This is a genomic window from Arundinibacter roseus (assembly GCF_004348825.1).
In the GTDB taxonomy this organism is placed as follows: domain Bacteria; phylum Bacteroidota; class Bacteroidia; order Cytophagales; family Spirosomataceae; genus Arundinibacter; species Arundinibacter roseus.
Window position 1 is genome coordinate 119,852 of the sequence record NZ_SMJU01000004.1, and the last position, 20,810, is coordinate 140,661.

General features: G+C 44.5%; 19 protein-coding genes. 10 read left to right on the forward strand and 9 right to left on the reverse strand.

Annotated features, from left to right (window positions below):
• Positions 1-59: 59 nt before the first annotated feature.
• From EZE20_RS07010 to EZE20_RS07020, 3 genes are all read left to right on the forward strand, one after another.
• Complete coding sequence (locus tag EZE20_RS07010) at positions 60-338, forward strand: DUF427 domain-containing protein (RefSeq protein ID WP_132115948.1); 279 nt, start codon at positions 60-62, stop codon at positions 336-338.
• 56 nt (positions 339-394) lie between these two features.
• Entirely contained in the window at positions 395-1,951 is a 1,557-nt protein-coding gene (locus tag EZE20_RS07015; RefSeq protein WP_132115950.1) for a BCCT family transporter, read from the forward strand.
• Between the two features lie 458 nt (positions 1,952-2,409).
• Entirely contained in the window at positions 2,410-2,907 is a 498-nt protein-coding gene (locus EZE20_RS07020; protein ID WP_132115952.1) for a hypothetical protein, read from the forward strand.
• 2 nt (positions 2,908-2,909) lie between these two features.
• Here EZE20_RS07020 and EZE20_RS07025 read toward each other — a convergent pair whose 3' ends face one another.
• Positions 2,910-4,013 carry a DNA topoisomerase IB gene (locus tag EZE20_RS07025; RefSeq protein WP_132115954.1) on the reverse strand — a complete coding sequence of 368 codons (1,104 nt, stop codon included), beginning with the start codon at positions 4,011-4,013 and terminating at the stop codon, positions 2,910-2,912.
• A 414-nt stretch (positions 4,014-4,427) separates the two neighbouring features.
• Between EZE20_RS07025 and EZE20_RS07030 the strand changes: the two genes are divergently transcribed.
• Both EZE20_RS07030 and EZE20_RS07035 read left to right on the forward strand, forming a co-directional pair.
• Positions 4,428-5,324, forward strand: coding sequence for an SMP-30/gluconolactonase/LRE family protein (locus tag EZE20_RS07030; RefSeq protein WP_132115956.1), 897 nt, complete (start codon positions 4,428-4,430; stop codon positions 5,322-5,324).
• 48 nt (positions 5,325-5,372) lie between these two features.
• Complete coding sequence (locus tag EZE20_RS07035; RefSeq protein ID WP_132115958.1) at positions 5,373-7,826, forward strand: outer membrane beta-barrel family protein; 2,454 nt, start codon at positions 5,373-5,375, stop codon at positions 7,824-7,826.
• Positions 7,827-7,902: 76 nt separating this feature from the next.
• On the opposite strand, the gene EZE20_RS07040 is transcribed toward EZE20_RS07035, so the two are convergent.
• Together EZE20_RS07040 and EZE20_RS07045 are read right to left on the reverse strand one after the other, a co-directional pair.
• The gene (locus EZE20_RS07040) at positions 7,903-9,063 is read right to left on the reverse strand and encodes a trans-sulfuration enzyme family protein (RefSeq protein WP_132115960.1); all 1,161 of its coding nucleotides are present in this window, start codon (positions 9,061-9,063) and stop codon (positions 7,903-7,905) included.
• 154 nt (positions 9,064-9,217) lie between these two features.
• Complete coding sequence (locus tag EZE20_RS07045; protein ID WP_132115962.1) at positions 9,218-10,252, reverse strand: App1 family protein; 1,035 nt, start codon at positions 10,250-10,252, stop codon at positions 9,218-9,220.
• A 45-nt stretch (positions 10,253-10,297) separates the two neighbouring features.
• Between EZE20_RS07045 and EZE20_RS07050 the strand changes: the two genes are divergently transcribed.
• From EZE20_RS07050 to EZE20_RS07070, 5 genes are all read left to right on the forward strand, one after another.
• A complete protein-coding gene (locus EZE20_RS07050; protein WP_132115964.1) occupies positions 10,298-11,215 on the forward strand; it encodes a diacylglycerol/lipid kinase family protein in 918 nt (305 codons plus the stop codon).
• Between the two features lie 63 nt (positions 11,216-11,278).
• Positions 11,279-12,637 carry a glutamine synthetase family protein gene (locus EZE20_RS07055; protein ID WP_132115966.1) on the forward strand — a complete coding sequence of 453 codons (1,359 nt, stop codon included), beginning with the start codon at positions 11,279-11,281 and terminating at the stop codon, positions 12,635-12,637.
• Positions 12,638-12,728: 91 nt separating this feature from the next.
• Complete coding sequence (locus tag EZE20_RS07060) at positions 12,729-13,772, forward strand: hypothetical protein (protein WP_132115968.1); 1,044 nt, start codon at positions 12,729-12,731, stop codon at positions 13,770-13,772.
• Between the two features lie 36 nt (positions 13,773-13,808).
• Positions 13,809-14,654 carry a TIGR01459 family HAD-type hydrolase gene (locus tag EZE20_RS07065; protein ID WP_132115970.1) on the forward strand — a complete coding sequence of 282 codons (846 nt, stop codon included), beginning with the start codon at positions 13,809-13,811 and terminating at the stop codon, positions 14,652-14,654.
• 187 nt (positions 14,655-14,841) lie between these two features.
• Entirely contained in the window at positions 14,842-15,546 is a 705-nt protein-coding gene (locus tag EZE20_RS07070; RefSeq protein ID WP_132115972.1) for a hypothetical protein, read from the forward strand.
• Positions 15,547-15,580: 34 nt separating this feature from the next.
• Here EZE20_RS07070 and EZE20_RS07075 read toward each other — a convergent pair whose 3' ends face one another.
• From EZE20_RS07075 to EZE20_RS07100, 6 genes are all read right to left on the reverse strand, one after another.
• A complete protein-coding gene (locus EZE20_RS07075; protein WP_132115974.1) occupies positions 15,581-16,396 on the reverse strand; it encodes an SDR family NAD(P)-dependent oxidoreductase in 816 nt (271 codons plus the stop codon).
• Positions 16,380-17,177, reverse strand: a complete 798-nt coding sequence (locus EZE20_RS07080) for a hypothetical protein (protein ID WP_317129157.1) — start codon at positions 17,175-17,177, stop codon at positions 16,380-16,382. The genes EZE20_RS07075 and EZE20_RS07080 overlap by 17 nt, the downstream gene beginning before the upstream one ends.
• A gap of 127 nt (positions 17,178-17,304) precedes the next feature.
• Positions 17,305-17,841, reverse strand: coding sequence for a Crp/Fnr family transcriptional regulator (locus tag EZE20_RS07085; protein WP_228713615.1), 537 nt, complete (start codon positions 17,839-17,841; stop codon positions 17,305-17,307).
• A gap of 97 nt (positions 17,842-17,938) precedes the next feature.
• Entirely contained in the window at positions 17,939-19,267 is a 1,329-nt protein-coding gene (locus tag EZE20_RS07090; protein ID WP_132115978.1) for a Gfo/Idh/MocA family protein, read from the reverse strand.
• A 52-nt stretch (positions 19,268-19,319) separates the two neighbouring features.
• Complete coding sequence (locus tag EZE20_RS07095) at positions 19,320-20,324, reverse strand: NAD(P)-dependent alcohol dehydrogenase (protein ID WP_132115980.1); 1,005 nt, start codon at positions 20,322-20,324, stop codon at positions 19,320-19,322.
• Between the two features lie 212 nt (positions 20,325-20,536).
• Positions 20,537-20,810, reverse strand: a 274-nt coding sequence (locus EZE20_RS07100) for an RpnC/YadD family protein (protein WP_207104700.1), incomplete at its 5' end; no start/stop codon positions are given.

A 20,810-nucleotide genomic window follows, 5' to 3' on the forward strand; every position in this document is an offset into this window, starting at 1 on the left:
TTGGATAAAAGAGTGTAGTATCTCATAGAATATTTTAAACCAAATCCTGGCTACATACGATGAAAGCAACGTGGAATAATCAGATACTAGCAGAAAGTGAGGCAATTGTGGTGATAGAGAATAATCATTATTTTCCGATCGAATCTGTCAAAACAGAGTTTTTGAAATCCTCTGATACTCATACGATTTGTCCCTGGAAAGGTACTGCGTCCTATTATACTCTGGTAGTAGACGGAGAGGTTAATAAGGATGCTGCCTGGTACTATCCGGAACCCAAAGAAGCTGCTGCCGAAATTGCAGGCTATGTGGCGTTCTGGAAAGGTGTGAAGATTAGTTAGTTGTACGGCAGGGAGCCGGTTGTTCGGTTTCTCTTGTTCATCTTTTGCTTCGGCTCATGAATCAGCTGCGTCCTTTTGTTTTCTGGCCGCCATTTTTGGTACTAATCGGAGTTTGTGGGGCAAGCCTTGCCAATCCGCAGGCAGTCATTGGCGTTATCTCAACCTTGAATACGGCCATGATGAACAGCTTTGGCTGGCTGTTTTCGGTGAGTGCTCTGTTGTTTTTTGGGTTATGCCTGGCTGCCTATGTCTCTCCTCTGGGACGTATCCGACTCGGTGGGGCCCAGGCCCGGCCTTTCCTGAGCCGTTGGCGTTGGTTTGCCGTTACGCTTTGTACGACTATTGCTACGGGCATCCTTTTCTGGGGAACGGCCGAGCCTCTGTTTCACCTGCACGCTCCGCCTCCGAGCCTTGCTATTGAGCCAAACAGCCGTGCCGCCGCCCGATTTGCGGTTTCTACCATGTATATGCATTGGTCGCTAATTCCCTACGGCATGTATACCCTTGCCGGACTGATGTTTGCCCTGGTCTATCACAACCTCAATCAACCTTTTAGCCTTGGCTCCATGCTTTTTCCGGTATTTGGTCATCGCGTCCATCGTTCTTTGGGTACACTCATTGACTCCATCTGCCTGTTTTGTCTTGTGGCAGGCATGTCGGCTTCGCTTGGGGCTGGCATTTTGATCATTACGGGTGGGCTTCAGGAATTGGCCGGAATTTCGTACTCCATTTTGAGTATGGGTTGCGTGGCAGCGGCTATTGTGCTGGCTTTCGTGGCATCTGCGGCAAGTGGACTTTTGCGGGGAATTCGGATTTTGTCCGAAATCAATTTGAGTATTTTTATACTTCTTGGTTTTTTCATGTTTGTTGCCGGGCCTACCACCTTTTTGCTGTCGTTTGGTGCTGAGGCAATGGGCGAGTATCTGACCCATTTTTTGGAACGCAGTTTGCTAGGAACCCTCACCCCCGATGTAGACTGGGCCCGTAGCTGGACCATCTTCAACTGGACCAATTGGCTGGCCTGGACGCCAATTACAGCGCTTTTTCTAGGGAAAATTGCGCGTGGTTACACGGTTCGTCAGTTCATTGTATACAATCTTTTTTTGCCCGCGCTGTTTGCCTGTCTTTGGATCATGGTATTTAGCGGAACCTCCATACATATGGACTTGCTTTCTTCTGATTCTCCGCTCTATGCCGTTCTGAATCAGGAAGGAGGGGCTAGCCGGGTTATTTTCAGCATTCTAAATAAGCTTCCTCTTTCGGTGTTGACAAGCGTTGTTTTTTTTCTGACTGCTTTCTTATCCTATGTTACGGCGGCAGATTCCAATACCTCAGCCATGAGCGGGATTAGTGTCAAAGGGCTGAAAACGATCGAGGAAGAACCTCCGTTTTTTGTCAAAGCAGTTTGGGGAATTCTCATCGGGCTGATCGCCTGGATCATGGTGTCCTTCGCCGGTGACGGTCGGGAGAAGGGACTGGAAGGAGTGAAAATTCTGTCCAATCTGGGTGGTTTTCCTGCCTTAGTGTTGTTATTGCTAGTGGCCGTAGGAATGGTAAAATGCATGTTGAATCCCGGGCAATTCCTGGTGCCGGACTCTTCAAGTGCTGAGTAGGAATTTGTCCTTTGATGTAAATTCAAAAAGGTACCAGCCCTGAAATTATTTTTCTTCCTCAACTAATTTTCCTAAAAGTGTAGAAGGAAAAGTGGGAATCACAGCTGTTGATCAAATTCCTCAAATTAGTCCCTTTTGATTGACTAATTCCCTGATTTACAGGGAGATTTCTTGGTGATTTCTTTTGACTGTTTTTTCCTGAAAATATCCTGAAAAAGAATGGTAAAGCAATAGGTGCTAAGCATTTTAGTGGAATCGTATAGGAAAAACCGTTCATGAACATGAATTATGAAAGAAAAAAAGTAACTCAAATAAGTAAAGAATTGCGGCGCTCAATTTCGAGTTACAAAAATGCATAAATCCCGTTCCAGAGGTGTTTTGGCCTGGTATACTTCTTTCCTCTACCAAACTATGAGGCGAGTACTGCCCCATAAGTTGCCATCCCTAAACACGACAACATGGAAAATTACGAACTGAAAGAATTTGTGAGAAATACAGCTATGCTTTGGAAAGAGCATAAAAAAAGAGAACTGCTGTATATGAAAGTCATGCAAAAGGATGACCTGGGTAATATTCGTAAGTTGTGTAAACAAGGGCACATCACGGCTTTGCTGTTTCAGAAAGAGATTCAATGGATTTATGAATATTTTAAGTGTAGCCTCAATGACTGCGACCTGAAAGATTATTTCATGGAAGGTATAGAGGCCGGCAATACCCTTGATGCTGTGGAAGACAAAGGCGTGCTGTTTCGGATTTTGAAAGAAACCGAGTGGTTAACTATTCGTTCCTACGAGACGGTTCTCACTTTTGTGGACAAAGACGGGGAGGTGTATGCCATTTTACACGATCACCTGGACCGTATGAATGATTTTTACGATCGGTTTTCCAGAGAAATCAGCACGTTGTCGCAAAGAAAAATACGTCCTGTACAAGCAGCTGAACTCGTATTGGCTTAAACTTAAACTATTGCCTGAGTTTTAAGCAGTTTCATGACCTGTTGCTCAGCTACCGAATGTATCGAATCATCCTGAGGGTTTGCACTGGCAAGCCCTTTGATTTTTTGAGCAGTATAGGCACTCAGTACCGCCGGATGAACATAATAGCGTTTGCAAACTGCCCGTGTATTGCCCAATCGGGCAGCAACTACATCAAAGCATTGGTTAAGTTTACGCGTCAAATCTGTTTGGTTTTTGGGTGGTTCAAGCGTAGCCAAATACTCATAAGCTGTTAAAGTACCCATCCATGTTCTGAAATCCTTGGCCGAAAAATCCCCGTCCGTATGTTCCCGAAGGTAGGCATTTACCTGCTCTGCCTGTACGTTCTTTCTGAACCCGTCGTCTGTTACATATTGAAACAACCGACGGCCCGGCAGACTCTTTAAATGCTGAATCTGACGGGCAAGGCTGCGGTCACGCAGCAAAATATCATGTTTGATCCCTTTTTTGCCGGTAAATCGGAACCGAATCGTTGCACCGGACACCTGCGCATGCCGGGCATCCAGGGTGGTAATACCTGAGCTTCCGTGCTGTTTTCGGTAGCGTTGGTTACCAATTCTAATACAGGTTTTTTCCATCAGACGGATGACCAATGCTGTTACCTTTGTACAGGAATAGTCCTTTTTGCGCAAATCTTTATCCACTTGTTCGCGCAAGATGGGAAGCGCTTTTGCAAAATTGAGCAATCGAAAATACTTGGTATAATTACGAATCTGTGTCCAGTATTCATGGTACCGATACTGTTTCCGACCGGCTTCATCAATGCCCGTTGCCTGCAAATGTCCCATTGAATCCTTACAAATCCAGACGTTTTTCCAGGCTGGCGGAAGCACTAGATTTTTGAATCGCTGCAAATCTTGTTTATTTTTACAGCGGTTACCTATTTCATCTAAATAATAAAAACCTTTCCCTGCTTTTTTGCGGAAATAGCCCGCGCTGGTGCCCGGCTCAACATACAATAGCCCGACTGCCTCAGCCGTAAGTACTGGACTACGACGAATTTTTCTTAATGAACTTCGGCTCAATGCACCAAACACGGGATTTACAGGGTCAATGGAGACTGTCATGGGACGAATTGCGTAAAATGTAAGTAGTTTTACGCTAATACAACAAAAATACCCAGGAGAAAAAAAAGCAGAAAGGTTTAATAAAAAATGACTGATTATTAGTGCGTTAGGATTATTTTATTAAACTAAAAGTAAGAAGATTTGTAACGGATGGTTGGGGTAAATCTTGTACATATATGTATCTGAGTTCTCTGAAAAATGAGTAATAAAAAGCACAGTATTAGAATAAAACAGTCCATTTTTTGTTGAACTCTATGGGTGGATTTGGATTCATTAAACCGAAGTTTAACGAATTATTCGTGTGAAAGTAAATTGAATAAAGAGTAGTATTAAGCGGTAAAATCTTTTTAAAATCGGCTATAAATTAAAATGGCCCGTTCATAACATAGTAAACCCATTTAGATCAATTAGTATATGAATATAAGTACACTGATTACACTGTTTTTACTTATGGCTAGTCCAAAACCAGCATTCATCGACTCCCCTTTGGTAAAGGAAGGAGCTACACTTCAAAAACTTGCCGGAGAATTTGCCTTCACCGAAGGGCCGATTTCTGATGCAGAAGGTAACGTCTATTTTACAGACCAACCCAACGACCGAATCATGAAGTGGGGCATTGATCAGACGCTGTCTACCTACATGCAACCGTCTGGACGTGCCAACGGCATGTTCATGGACAGTAAAGGCAGCTTGTGGGTGTGTGCCGACGAAAAAAACGAGCTTTGGAAAATTGATAAAAATAAGAAAGTAACCGTTCTTCTTACGGAGTACAACGGGCAATTGCTCAACGGCCCCAACGATGTGTGGGTCATGCCAAACGGCAGCGCATTTTTTACGGATCCATTCTACGCCCGTCCGTGGTGGAACCGAAAAGATATGAAACAAGACGTACAGGGCGTGTATTTTCTTAGTAAAAATCACAAAACCCTGACCCGCGTAGTGGATGACATGAAACAGCCAAACGGGATTATCGGCACTGCCGACGGCAAGAAGTTGTATGTCGCCGACATTGGCGCTGGCAAAACGTATGTGTTTGATATTGATGCCAAAGGAAAACTAAGCAACCGTAAACTTTTTTGTGAGAAAGGCTCCGATGGCATGACCCTCGATACGAAAGGAAATGTGTACCTCACACATGGTGATGGTGTTACGGTGTACAGTCCGGAAGGCGAAAAATTGCTCAATATTCCGACCGGAGAAGGCTGGACGGCTAATGTTTGTTTTGGTGGTAAAAACCATTCAACGCTTTTCATCACCGCAAGTAAAGGCCTTTATGCCCTCGAAATGAATGTACAGGGGATTAAACCGTAAACCCACTTTTAGAAATTTATTCTTTTTATATTCCTTTGAATTGACCTTATGCAACCAACTTTTACCCGGCGTCGGCTACTTTTTATAGGCCTGGTTTTTTTTCTCGTTTTTCATGGTCTTTCGGGAAAAGCACTGGCGCAAAAAGCCGAGACAAGCGGACGAATCCTGGATGCGCAGGTTGACAATGCTCCGTTGAGTTTTGCGAGTATCCGTTTGTTTAAAGCGGGCAGCGATCCCAAAGTCGCCGATTCTTTTGTGGCAGGGGCAGTAGCCGACGAAAAAGGGAATTTTGTAGTGCAAAGTCCCTACGGCAGCTACTTTGCCATGATTGAGTTTTTGGGCTATAAAACCATTACTACCAATACTTTTACGCTGACAGCCGATAAGCCAAAGCACGATTTGGGAACGCTGAAACTGGAAACTTCGGCTAACTCACTGGATGAAGTAGTAGTGCAGGCAGAAAAAAGCTCCATGGAGCTTTCGCTTGATAAACGGATATTTAATGTTGGTAAAGATTTGGCTAATGCGGGTGGTTCTGCCACCGAAATTCTGAGCAATATTCCTTCTGTTTCAGTAGATCCCGAAGGAAATGTGAAACTACGAGGCAGCGGCAATGTCCGCATTTTGATTGATGGGAAACCTTCCGGCCTGGTAAGTTTTAAAGGCGGGAGCGGCTTGCAGCAATTGCAGGGAAGCTTGATCGAACGTGTAGAAATCATAACCAATCCTTCGGCCCGCTATGAAGCCGAAGGAATGGCGGGGATTATTAATATTGTCCTGAAAAAAGAACGTAAAGAGGGGTTTAACGGATCTTTTGAAGTAATTACCGGGCAGCCTGTCAACTATGGCGGTGCAGCGAATTTGAATTACCGTCACCGGAAAGTCAACTTTTTTATCAACTACGGCATTGCCTACCGGATTCAGCCTGGCCGGAGTTCCTTGTATCAGGAAGTTTATACGCCCGATACAACGTTTTATCTGCAACAAAGTAACAAGGGCCGCATCCTGGGATTCAACCAGAATATCCGGGGAGGTTTGGATTTTTTCTTTACAGAAAAAAGCATTTTGACTGCCTCTTATCTGTTTCGTCGGTCCGACGCCAATCGGATAACGGATATAGAATATCAGGACTTTGCTTTTACACCAACCAACCTCACGAGCCGGACGTTTCGGCGGCAGGATGAGGATGAAGTAGAACCTAATTCAGAATATGTGCTAAGTTATAAGCGGGAGTTTGCCCGTAAGGATCACAATCTGACTGCCGAAGTGCGGTTCCTGGACAACTGGGAGCGCTCCGATCAATTATTCACCCAACGGTCAGAATCACCAGGTGGAAAGCCTCTTCCGGCCCTGGATCAGGTGCAACATTCGTTAAATGATGAGTTTGAAAAGCAACTGTTGTTTCAGCTGGACTACATTCAGCCCCTGGGAAAGGAAGGTAAATTTGAGTCAGGCCTTCGGTCGAGTTTTCGGGATATGGTCAATGATTTTGTCGTTAATGAGCAGAACGAACAAGGCCAATGGGAAGCGTTGCCAAACCTGAAAAACTACTTTATTTACAATGAAAATATTCACGCAGCGTACGGTATTTTGGGAAACAAAACCAATAAACTTTCCTATCAGGTAGGGTTGCGAGCCGAGTGGACGGATGTGAAAACAACGCTGCGGGAGACCGGCGAGGTAAATCCCCGCAAGTACGCCAATCTTTTTCCGAGTGCGCATTTTACCTATGATCTTCCGCAAGACAACGCCATGCAGCTCAGTTACAGTCGGCGGGTTCGGCGGCCGGTTTATAATGATTTAAGCCCATTTATGACCTTCTCGGATAGTCGGAATTTTTTCAGCGGAAACCCAAATCTAAACCCTGAGTTTAGCCACGTGATGGAGTTTGGGCATATCAAATATTTTGAGAAAGGCTCGTTTACTTCTTCTGTGTACTACCGCATCACGGATGGAAAAATTGAGCGCATCCGGCAGGTAGGTGAAGACGGATTTTCGATTACACTGCCACAAAATCTGCTTTCAGAAAATTCGTACGGCATTGAATTCACGAGTTCATACTCGCCCGTAAAGTGGTGGAAAAATGATTTCAATTTCAACTTTTTCCACGCTACCATCGACGGTTCCAACATTTTGGATTCCTATAAAACAGAAACGTACAGCTGGTTTGTACGGCAAACTTCCCGTTTTACTCTTGCGCAGGGTATTGATATGCAGCTTAGAGCAAATTTTGAAGCCCCTCAAAAAACCGCACAAGGGACACGTAAAGCCTTGTTTTATGCCGATTTCGCCATGAGCAAAGACGTGTTTAAAGGGCAGGGTACGCTCAACCTTGCCGTATTGGACGTTTTCAATTCCCGCCGCTTCCGGAGCATCACCGAAGGGCCCAATTTTTACACCGTAGGGAATTCCCAAATGCGTCTTCGGCAGATAAATCTTACGCTGAATTATCGAATCAATCAGGTGAAAACAGCGAAGAAGAGTGGCGGTGACGAGTTTTAAAATCAAGTAAAATCAATAAAAAACGGGTAAGGCTACGGGTGATAGCCTTACCCGTTTTTTTGTAAAAATGATTCAGTTAAAGTAGCGAAAGCGCCTGATTAAGGTCCTTAATAAGGTAATCAGCGTCTTCCAGTCCTACATAAACCCGAGCCATGCGGTGGCGCTCCTGCGTGGCATCAAAAGCAGCAGGTTCCATACCGGCAGCTTGTGGCAGGATGAGCGACTCATGCCCGCCCCATGAAACAGCCACTAAAAAATGCTTCAACGCGTAGGTGAATTTCTCGATACGCTCGTGGCTATCAGTTTTCAGCACTATTGTAAACAACCCACAGGCTCCGCTCATTTGGCGTTTGGCGAGTTCGAGTTGGGGAAAATCTTCGTCCAAAGGAAAAATAATCCGTTCAATTTTGGGATGCGATTTCAGAAATGCCAGCACAGTATGCGTTGTTTGGGTGATTCGTTCGAGTCGCATGGGCAGCGTTCGCAGGCCACGCAACAGCAGCCACGCATTAAAGGGAGTGGTTACAGAACCGGTATTGAGTGCTTGCTCCGAAAATATTTTCTGTAACAATTCCCGCGAGCCTGTCAGTACTCCGGCGACTGTATCGCTATGTCCGCCAATGTATTTGGTGGCCGATTGCAGGCTGAGGTCAATGCCAAAAGCGTGTGGTTTTTGGTAAAGCGGCGTGCAGTAGCTGTTGTCCACGATTGTGACTGTGTTATGTTTTTTGGCAAGTTGAGCCACAGCTTCCAGGTCTTGTAATTCGTAGGTCAGCGTATTGGGTGTTTCGAGGTAGATAATCCGGGTTTCGGGGCGAATCGCCTGTTCAAAATTTGCCAGGTCTGTGCCATCCACATAGGTGGTGCTGACACCAAAGCGGGGCAAAATGTTGTCGAACATGCGGTAGGCCCAGGTATAGGGTTTTTGCACCGAAATGATATGATCGCCGGATTTTACCAGTGCCAGTACCGAACAGAAAATAGCCGAAGAACCGCTGTTGAAGACGATGGAATCTTCGGCGCCATCAAGTGCTGCGAGTTTTTTTTGTAAAATATCAACCGTCGGATTGGTACCTCGTGAGTAGAGGAAAGTCGATTTTTCATCGGCAAAAGCGTTCCGAAGATCAGCGAAAGACTTAAAGGCAAAATTGCTGGTTTGCATGATTGGTGGAGCTACGGCGTTAAAGTATAGCTCACGGTCTTCGCCCAATTCATTTAAAATGTAAGAAATATCCATACGTAAGGGAATGCCTGTTGTAGTAGTGTAGGTAGTACAGGTGTCGCAAGATAGGGAAGTGGGCTATTTTTTTCAGGAAGTAATGGAAAACAAATTCATGATTATTTTTTAGTGCTCTACAAATTGGAATAGCTGGAATGAAAGATTTTTTTGTTTAAACATCAGATTTTTTGATCTGATTATCAAAAGCAACCAACGCTTCCCGGCTAATGATTCCATCAGCAACAGAATGTAAAATCGCTTCGTTGCTGTGGGCAAAATAGCAGGTACTGATTCCCATGGTTGCCATGTTTCCGATACGCTCGGTTACGGATGGTTTAGGGTGCTTGCGGGTTTGGCGAATGTAAATAGCCCGGATATTTCGGGGGAAAATCTTGCAGATATTTTCATAAATGATGGGGTCGTGCTGCGAATCATCGCCCAGCAGAATGAACTGCTGTTTGGGATAGAAAGAAATGATATGCTCAATTTTGGTCTGCTTGTGCTGATGAGAGCCCGAACCTGTACGCAGGAAATCGGTTAAACTGTCTTTTATTTTCTTTAACTTCAATACGGCTTTCGGCATATTTTGCTTAACCAGGAACCGATTGATATAGTCGTAGAGATTCCATTCGCTGCTGGAAACGTAAAAAAAGGTATTAAGCCCGGTATTGTCTGCATCCTTTCCGGCCATGCTCAACAGTTGATAATGCTTGACAACATTTTCAAACGATTGCCGTGACTCCACATGTTTTGTCAATAAAACGTAGATTTTTTTCAACATATTTCTGCTGTACGAAATGAGAAATGTATCGTCAATGTCAGAAATAATCGTAAATCCGCCGGGACTGGGGACGAGAAGTTCGCCGTGCCGGGTGAGTTTGTAGTAGCGGTTATTGATCTGGTCATCGAGCGTAATTGTGAACGAATGCCACCCGCTCGGCAAAGGGGTCGAGATCGGGATTACAAACCTGAAATAGCCGTCTGCCAGGGTTTTGGAATGAATTTTCAAGGCGCCAAAATCGAAGGTTATCCGTACATTATCAACCGTCTTTATTGTAAAAAGCTGAATAATTGACCGAACATAGCGAAAACCCGTACGGTCGTATAAGTCCATTGAACTCGGATATTTTCTGAATACATGGCCCGAAACGATAATCTCCTGTGCGTTGGCGTAGCCGCGGTATACTTTTAATTCGTGTGAATCCATACTAACATTTGTGCCTTATGATTTTTACTAACCTATGAAAAGGGTATGCCAATTCCTAAACATGTCTTGCTTGTGGTGAACCCCATTTCGGGCGGAACTGATAAATCTGAGCTAATTGAGCTGGTGCAAAAGGCCAGTCAAAAGAAGAGTTTTACCTGTGATGTATACGAAACCACCGGCCAAAATGATCCTGAAAATATTCGGGAATTTCTCCAAAACCAACCGCCGGCCCGGGTTCTGATTGCGGGTGGTGATGGTACGATTACCCTCGTGGCAAACCTCCTTCGCGACTATCCCGAAATCATCATGGGGCTGCTGCCCGTTGGATCTGCCAATGGATTGGCAACTGATTTTGGGCTGCCGGTCAACCTGTCCGAAGCACTCGAAGTGGCTCTTGGGCCCGTGCATCGGTGCATGGATGGTATGCTGCTGAATGGTAAGCTTGGGCTGCACCTGAGCGATTTGGGGTTGAATGCGCATTTGGTAAAAAACTATGAAAGTGGTGAGGCAAGGGGCAAATGGGGATATGCCAAAGAAGTGATTCGAACATTGACGGAACATGACATTTTTCGGGTACGTATTCAAACGGATACCGAGTTATTTGTGACGGATGCCACAATTGTGATTTTGGCTAATGCCCGAATGTACGGAACGGGCGTAATCGTGAATCCCAAAGGTGATATTTGTGATGGTGTTTTTGAAGTAATTGTGGCCACCCGCTTTGATGTGATAGAACTAGCCAAGGTTATTGCCGGAAGCACGGAGTTTGATCCCGATGTCGTGCGGATCATTCCCACGACGCAGGCTGTGGTAGAATGCCTGTCCGGTCAGGCACTTTTTCAAATTGACGGAGAGTATATGGGTAAAGTGGCGCGGGTAGAGGCAACGATACTGCCACATATGCTGTCGATAGCGGTGCCGGGTGCCCTGGAAGAAAACAAAAACACTATCGCTGAAATGTAAGCGTAGTAACTTTTCACTACATCAAGGAAGTCATTACCTTTGCACCGGACAACCCGGCACATCATGCAAAAAGAACAAATCATTGCGCTCCTTGATCAAACCAACGGACAAAAAATAAAATTTGCCTTTGCCGATATTGACGGCATTCTTCGGGGGAAAATTATCCATCGTAAAAAGTTTCTGGATGGCCTGGAAGATGGCTACGGGTTTTGTGATGTCGTATTTGGCTGGGACAGTGCCGATGCGCCCTACGACAACGTCAAGGTTACGGGCTGGCATTCGGGCTACCCGGACGCCCCTGCTTTCATAGATCTTGCTACCTTTCGAACAATTCCCTGGGAAAATAATCTCCCTTTTTTTCTCGCCGATTTCAGCGGACAAAATCCTGACGGATTGGCCGTTTGCCCACGTACGTTGCTCAAAAAAATAGTAGCTCAATGTGCCGAAATGGGCTTTCATGCCGAGTATGCGCAGGAATTCGAGTGGTTTAATTTTCGGGAAAATGCGCACACGCTGCAGGAAAAAGACTTTCAAAACATGCAGCCGCTTACGCCGGGCATGTTTGGTTACTCGCTCCTGCGTCCTTCGGCAGAATCCGACTTTTTCCATGCACTTTTTGATCAATTGGCTGCTTTCGGTATTCCGCTGGAAGGCCTGCACACCGAAACCGGACCCGGGGTTTATGAGGCCGCAATCATCCATGATGAAGTTATGAAAGCCGCCGATAAGGCCGTTTTGTTCAAAACAGCCGTTAAAGAAATAGCCTATTCCTTTGGTCTGACCGCCACTTTCATGGCAAAGTGGAACGCCGAATTGCCCGGTTGCAGCGGGCATATTCACCAAAGCCTATGGACGCCCGATCTTAGTCAGAATCTTTTCTACAACCCAGCAGATGAACACAAAATGAGCCCGCTCATGAAGCAATTCATTGCCGGACAGCTTCATTGTCTGCCACATATTCTACCGATGTTTGCCCCGACGGTCAACAGTTATAAACGCCTGGTAGAAGGCGCATGGGCACCAACTACGGTCACCTGGGCGCTGGGAAACCGAACCACCGCACTGCGAATTCTGAATGATTCGGTGGCGCATACCCGTGTGGAGCACCGCGTGGCAGGGTCAGACTCTAATCCTTATCTAGCCATAGCAGCTGCGTTAGCTTCGGGCTTGTATGGCATAAAAAATCAGCTTTCACTTGACGTACCGCCAACCCAGGGAAATGGCTATCAGAATACCGCAAACGGGATTTTGCCCGCCAATTTGTGGGATGCAACGCAGGCTATGAAAGCGTCCCCGCTTGCTAACGAGCTTTTTGGAGAAGCCTTTTCCGATCACTTTGTACGTACGCGGGAGTGGGAATGGCGACAGTACGCCCGGCAGGTAAGCGATTGGGAATTGAAACGCTATTTTGAAATTATTTAGAATCAGGTTTATTCTCCTGTAACTATCTGTTCAGTAATTTATTGTAACTCCATTTATTTAACCTTTCATCGACGAATTACCAGCAAAACTCATGCGATTAATAGATTATCCGGCGATTATTCAGGAAGCCTGGTCAGGGTTTGACGCTTCCAAAACAATCGTCAATATTGAAGATATAAGTGCCAAGGTATCAACCAATCACGTGTTCAGAATTAAGCTGGACAATGACGATCAGGTGATCGCCAAACTCTCTTATTTTGGAAAATACGAGCACTTTAAGGAAGACCACCGCATCATTCAGGCACTTTCAACCAATTTACTTTACCCGTTTGAAAATGTAGTGGCGCGCTCCCTGATGAAGAATAATCAGGTATATACCTTTCGCTACCAAAAAGGCCTGATAGATACCTGGGTTGTATTTTATAATCCGATTCGCACGAAAGAAAAATTGCCTCGCCGCCTAAACGAAGACGAGATTCGGAAATTGGCCGTGCAGGTTGCTAAGTTTCATAAGGCCTGTTTTCGCACAAACAGCGTTTTACCCAAATCGTCCAAGAAACTGCGTACGGATATTCAGGAATTACTCGATATTCTGGATACTGATACAGGAGAATTTGAACACCGCATGCACGTAGATTTTCTGCGGGAACAATGCTCCATTTTCCTGAAAAATATTCAGAAGCTAAATGTAATTGCCTTCGATTTACTTCCCGTTTTTGTCGATTGGAACATAGGTAATTTTTCTGTTACCGAAGATCTCGAACTCTTTTCTCGCTGGGATTACGACTGGTTCAGAGTTTCGTCGCGTATCATGGACTTCTACTTTTTTAGTCGGGTAGTGTCTGACATCGGCGACCGCACGGCATTCAGCTACGTCATTGGTCCGTTGATGGAAGATCGGTTTATGATTTTTTTGAAAGAATACCATGCAGTTTACCCACTTACCGAAAATGAAGTTAGGTTTATGAAAGAAGCCTATCGTTTCTTTATTCTTAATTATGTGATAAAATATGGACGCTACTTTTTTCACCGTACCTACGCCATTAAATTACAGCGGGAAGCCTACGAAATTTACTTTCCTTCGATTGAAAGGGAATTTAACGCTGATAAAATTCTGCAAATTCTAGGTATCTGAGTCCTTTTTTTATATTTCGCCCTAAATCCTTTACACATGCAGCTAGACAATTTTAAGTCCGTCGTTTCTAAATATAAAGTCATTTTTTTTGATGCATTCGGGGTATTGAAAACTCATAATAGTCTAATTCCCGGCATTGAAAAAACCTTTGCCTATCTGCGTGAACAAAATAAAGATTTTTACATTCTAACTAACGACGCCTCCCGCAGCCCCGACGAACTTGCGGCTTCCTATCATCGGTTGGGATTGATGGACATCGTGCCCGAATGCATCATTTCATCGGGCATGCTCGCACGCGACTACCTCGCCAATAAGATTACCGAAGGTACCGTAGCTTATTTAGGAACCGAAGCATCCGCTCATTATTTTGAAACGCTTGACCTCAAAACGCTCCCAATTCGGGAACTGGATTTAGACTCAATTTCGGACGTGAATGCCCTCGTGATGCTCGATGACGAAGGATTTGACTGGAATACCGATTTAAGTAAAACAGTCAATCTCCTCCGAAAAAGGAATATTCCGGTCGTTGTAGCTAATACTGATCGTATGTACCCGGTATCATCAAGCCGGGTCGCTATTGCAATCGGAGGGATCGCCGATATGATCGAGAGCATTGTGGGCAAGCAGTTTATTCGCTTTGGTAAGCCTGATGCTCAGATGTTTATTTTTGCTTACGAACAAATCAAAAATCAGCCGGAAATTCATAAAAATCAAGTCTTAATGGTTGGCGATACTCTTCACACCGATATTTTTGGAGGCAATAAGTTTGGCCTTGATACCGCCCTCGTTCTCACCGGAAACACACAGGCTCAGGAAGCCGAAGTGCGTATTCGTAGCACCGGGATTATCCCTACCTACATCTGTGTATCGGCCGTTGTGTAGGACAATTTCGCTGACTTTGAGGTAGTTTTGTTTTAGTCGTAACCGTTTACGTAGTTTTTGCCAAAGTATCCTCTGCCTTTTATTCATTAGGTTCGGATTGTTGTTAATTTAGTAACCATTTGATTCTATTGCAGAAAAGTTTTCTGTGTAGAATAATTCAGCGAACTAAACTGCGAAAAACTTCCGTATGAAAACATTGGCATTTTTTTTATTGTTTCTGACAGCCTCATGTACTGTTACCCGGGCGCAGGAATGGTTTCACGCATTTCCTGATACTGCTTCCCTGCTTCGAGCCGGAGCTGAGCTTGGTAAAGATTTTGAGAAGGAAGTCAAAGCTATTGATCAAACAGTCGCATTTGTCGTACCAAAGGTGAAATTTGATGCGATGGGCCCTTACTACTTACCGCAGGAAAATACCGTTTTTCTTCCGCAATGGCAGTTGGCACCGGAGTTTTTCAAAGAATTCTGTGCGGAACTGGCAGGTGGAGCCGCTGAGGGAGAAAAAATCTTTGGCCTCTTCTTTAATGGGTTTTATGTTCCGCATGAGCTTGGGCATGCCTTACAGTTTGCTGCCAACAATAGAGCTGATAATGAATATGATAACGAATATGTGGCAAATTGCTTAGGTCTATTGTATTGGAGAAAGAAAGGAAAAAGCAAAGAACTGGAAGAGTGTTATAATTTTTGTAAACAGGCACTTACAAAAATCAAGAATCCAATTCCACCTAATGAGGACGTAAAGGCCTATTTTACCTTGCACTACGAAGAATTTGGGCAAGATCCATATAAATATAGTTATATACAATTATCCCAATTTATGATGGCTTATGAAGATACGCGTCAAACAAACTTTGAAGAATACGTTGGAAATGTTATCCTGAAAAAGAAATAGACGAATGATATACAGGAATCTATATGCAGTAGATTCAGGGTTTTCTTTGATGAGCCGTCATACCACCCATCACTTTTTCCATGATTTTTATTTTTCCCCAGCGGGGTACCGTTCGCAGGGAATACACCAATAGCTTGGTGAGCATTCCGGGTAGTACAGTTGTTGTGCGACCAAGTGCCTGCATGATGGGTACGCCTACCTGAGCGGGTGTCATAGCACCTTTCATGATCATATTGGCACGAGCCCCAAACTCACTCGAAACTGGACCCGGTGCTGCCGCCAGCACATCAACTCCTTTATGTTTGAGCTCCACCGCCAGGCCCTCTGCAAGAGTTTGTACGTAGGCTTTGGTAGCGGCATAGTGCGCAGCGAAGGGTGTACCCTGAAAGGCGACCATTGAACTTAAAAGTATGATTCCACCCGATTGTTGCTGCGCAAAACGTTGACCAAACTGATGCGTCAATCGAAGTAAAGTCTCACAATTTATTTTCAACATTCGCAATTCTTCATCAATTGAGCTATTCAGAAATTCTCCCGAAGTGCCCATGCCCGCCGAAACCACCAAAAGTCCAATTGGTAGTTCATTTGTTAGTTGAAACAACTTTTCGAGACCCTGCAGTTCTGAAAGATCGGCTGCCAGGCTGCGGATCGTTCCGTGATACAGCGCTGTAAATTCCTGCTCTATTTCCAAAAGCTTTTCCTGACGTCTACCACACAATACGAGGTTAAATCCTGCCGATGCAAGCAGCCTTGCCAATTCCTGACCAATACCCGAAGTAGCACCGGTCACCACCGCCCACGGGCCGTAGGAGTTCAATAGTCTTTGTTTTTCCTTAGTTGATAATTCCATGAGGGGTATGTTTTTTAGAAATAAATAGGGGCTTTCCCTGCATCGCCTGAACAAGCGTAAAGACGGCAAGAAGTAAATAGACAACGGAAATAAGAATGGTCATTTTTTTACTTTTTAATAAATAAAAAGCAGCAAATGGTAAAATCTGTAAAGCATGCATGCCGACAAAATGGGCAATGCGAGGGTCTCCAAAAGTGGTGCTCCAATGGACTAGTGGCAAACCCGGGCTACCGTCGGCACCGCCAATGGTATGTGTCATTTTTGATCCCATGACAAAGCCCTGAAATGAGAAGATTACAAATATGAAAATGCCTAACCGAATGCCCCAAACATAGTAGGATGGAAGAGCAGGGAAGTCGTGGCGGAAGAAAAGTAGACCTACATAAGCCGTATAAAGAGTAACGATTGTTGCTGCCAAAGCCATGAAAGTATACATCGCAGAATAAAGAGGCGTGCTGATATTGAAGTGGGAAAGTTGCCCGCGACCAGCTTGAATAGCGATGTAAATAATTTCAAAACCGAGAAGTACGATTACGGTCCAGTTGAATAACCTGATGTTGAAATTGGGTAAATAGAAGCAATACCATGCCATTGCCCAGGAGAACAGAAAGGTAGAAAAAGCAAATTTGAATGGCTTGTACCACGCATTTACCTGATTGACCTGAGTATGGGTTAACTTGGTTAAAACTAAACAAGCAATTGAAAAAATCAGACAAATCAGTCCGTAATACCACAAAGTTTCATTTCTTGTTTTGAGTTGGGTAATAAAGTCCTGAATCATAGAAAGTTATGAGAGAATAGAAATCAAAACGAAGGCATAGCAATTTGGCGCAGCAACTTGACAAAAGTAGCAGACAAGCGTAGGAGCAAACGATAACAAATGTTTATATTTTCAATTTAGCCAATGATCAGGACTGTTTCTTTAGCCTGCTGAGATGAACAGGCGTAATGCCCAAATACGAAGCAATCATATGCTGAGGAACGCGATTGTGAATATTTGGAAAAACGTCGGTAATGCTGTCGTACCGTTGTTTTGGCGTACGCGCATACATATTTTTTATGCGGTTGTCCTGGTAGATAAAGTAAAATTCGGCAATCAGGCGTCCGAGTTTTTGACCTTCCTGCATGTGCAAATAGCCCCATTCAATAGCAGATCGAGGCAATACCACCACCTGAGTTTCCTCAACAGCCTGCAAGGTATAAAGGGAAGGTTGATGCTGTAAAAAACTAGAATAGTCAGCAATGAATTGATTTTCCAGTGCAAAATGAATAGTGTGGTCAAAACCAGCCTGATCGGGAATCATGACGCGGATCAGGCCTTTCCAAATAAAAAATAGCTCATTCGGAACAACATCTGGAACGCTAAGAATTTCCTGCCGGCGATAAGTACGGGCACACGTCTGAGCGACAAATTGTTCAAATTCTTCGTCAGAGATATGTATCATTTGTTTGATAGCCAGTCTAAGGGCTTCCATGTGCCGATATCAAAAGTCAGGGGAAGTGTAATTTTTAAAAATAGCGGGTTCTAACTTCACCGTAAAATTAAATGACAGGCAGCACCCAGGGTTTACGATAGGTGGGCGTAATCAACGCATTGGCTGCGGTATTTGAACCAAAATTTTTAGTTGTTTCATTCCAGTTCAATTGCGATTGAGTACGCAGTGCGATATTTCCCATGTGGGCGTATGAGGCTACCAGGGCGCCATTTTCGATGGTGCATGCCGGATCTTGCCGGGATTTGATGCATTCAATAAAATTCTTCATGTGTTCAGCATGATAATCACGCCCCGATTGGGGCGGCAACTTGGGTACTTTGTAGGTTTGTCCGGTTTCGGCCAGTTCGGGGTATACTTCCCAGCCGTTTCGGTCAATCACGAGCGTAGCGTCATTGCCCACAAAGGCTAAACCATAGGAGCGACCAAACGGCCCGCTCTGTATACCGGCGGTATGTTCCCAGTTAATCAAAAAATCGGGCAATTGGTAGCTCACATTCATGGTGTCAAAGGTCTCATGCGCATGATCGGCAAATCCAAAATTCCCACCCGTAGCAGTAACCGTCTGTGGTAAATTTTTAATATCTTTTGCCCAAAGCGCCATGTCAAGCAGATGAACGCCCCAATCGGTTAATAGTCCGCCACCATAATCCCAAAACATGCGCCAGGAGCCATGAAACCGGCTTTTGTTAAAGGAGCGGGTAGGGGCCGGACCCAGCCATTGGTCAAAGTCAACTCCGTCTGGAACGGGTGAGTCGACAGCCAAAGGCTGTCCAATGCCATATCGAAAATTACCCCAAACGTTAACTTTGCGCAGCATACCAATCTGACCTGATTTGATGAAATCCAACGCCTTTTTCCAGTGATCGCCGCTGCGTTGCTGTTGTCCCACCTGCACCACCCGACCATATTTACGAGCAGCTTTGATCATCACCTGGCATTCGGCCAGGCTATTTGCCAGTGGTTTTTCTACATAAATATCTTTTCCGGCTTCGCATGCCGCCACAAACGGCAGGCAATGCCAATGATCCGGTGTGCCAATAATGACGGCATCGATGGTTTTATCGTCCATTATCTGCCGGAAATCTTTGAGTAACGCAGGTTTTTTACCTTGTATTTTTTCTACATCCGCAGCTCTACGGGCGAGTACTGCATCATCAATATCGCAAAGCGCCACACAGGTTACATTTGGAAGTTTGAGCGCATTGTTTAAGTCGCCAAATCCCATGCTATTTGCCCCGATAAGCGCAATACGCACGGTATCATTAGCAGAAACCATGGATTGTGATTGGGCTGCTGTTGGTGCGAGTCCGGACAAGCCGGCGGCAGCGGCTAGCTTGGCAGATTGATTGAGAAATCGACGGCGGCTGGATGACATAATCGGATTTTTAAATGGATTTTGTGTTCAAAAGAATACATTCTTCCTATTTCTACCCGACATCTATGGTTGAATCAGCGATCATGGAATTATTGTTCCAATCAATTAATACGTTTCCAATTTTCTGTCCAGAAAGGACGTAGGTATAGGCTTTCGCTATTTCTTCCGGCTGATAGATCCGATCAATAAGTGGTTTAAGTTCGCCAGTGGCCAAAAGCTTGCTTGCTAAATCTAAACTTGCCTGTATATTGGAAGGTATAGGAAAAACTACTTTTTTCGAGCTAAAAAATGGAGTGAAAAGAGCATAAAAAAAATTTTCGGCGCCTTGACCAAGTTCAGACGAAATATATGCTCCCCCCACTTTTAGCAATTGCTTGCATTTTCTGAATGAACTTTTCCCTACTGCATCTAACACGAAGTCATAGGTGCCTATATCTATTTGGGTGAAATCCTGCTGGGTATAGTCAAGGACTACATCTGCTCCCAATCCTTTTACGCGGTCAATATTTGATGTGTCGCAAACGGCAATTACGTTCGCTCCGGCATGTTTGAGCAACTGTACTACCGCTGAGCCGATAGCACCTGTGGCTCCATTGACCAATACTTTCTGCCCTTTTTTTAGTGGGATTTTATTTATGAAGTTATGCGCATAATGAACCCCTTCCGCACTGGCAGCGGCCTGAACGAAACGTATGCCCTCAGGGATCTTTACCATCGCCTTTTCTTCTGAAAGTGTCAGGAACTCTGCATGAGAACACAACCCGCTATCATCAAAGCCGAGGACACGGTCGCCCACCTCAAAGCGGGTGACCTGCGTACCAATTGCATGTACTGTACCCGCAAAGTCTGTACCCGGGGTTGTTTTGTTTGGGTTAAAAAAGCCGGAAAAGAACCTCATGATGAATGGTTTTGCCAAAAGCAAAGCGCAGTCCGTCCGGTTGACGGTCGCAGCTTCTACTCGTATTAAAACCTGAGTTGGACCAGGAATTGGCTTTTCGATTTCCTGGATAGATAGTACTTCGGGAGGACCGTAGCTTGTGTAAACAATAGCTTTCATAAAAATTCAAGGCAATTAAATCAGGAATTTGACTGTTATTTTTTGCCTAAAAATAATCTTTTGAAGCTAGTAGACATAAGAAAACCAGCCCATTTGGTTCAATGGACTGGTTGGCGGATAAAGTTATAAATCAGTGAGTTGAATGGTTTAAAGCAATTCTTGAACTGAAAAGGATTAATCTTTTACTATTAGATAATTTCACAAAGAATAGCCTAGTATCCTCTTCCATTTTTCTTCAACACATCCCTGATTTTCTCATCGCTTTCACCAGTAATCATCCGAATAATGTCGAAGCTAATGCCGTTATCAAATGCATTGAGGATTGTCTTTTCAATTCCTTTTTGCATGCCCTCTGCTACTCCTTCGGCTTTTCCTTTTTCAATTCCTTCCTGAATGAGTTCATCGTAAATGCTCATGGCTTTTTTGTTTAGATCGGGTGGTAATATTTGCAATTTTTCTTTAAAAGACTCTTTGTCGAGTTGGTCA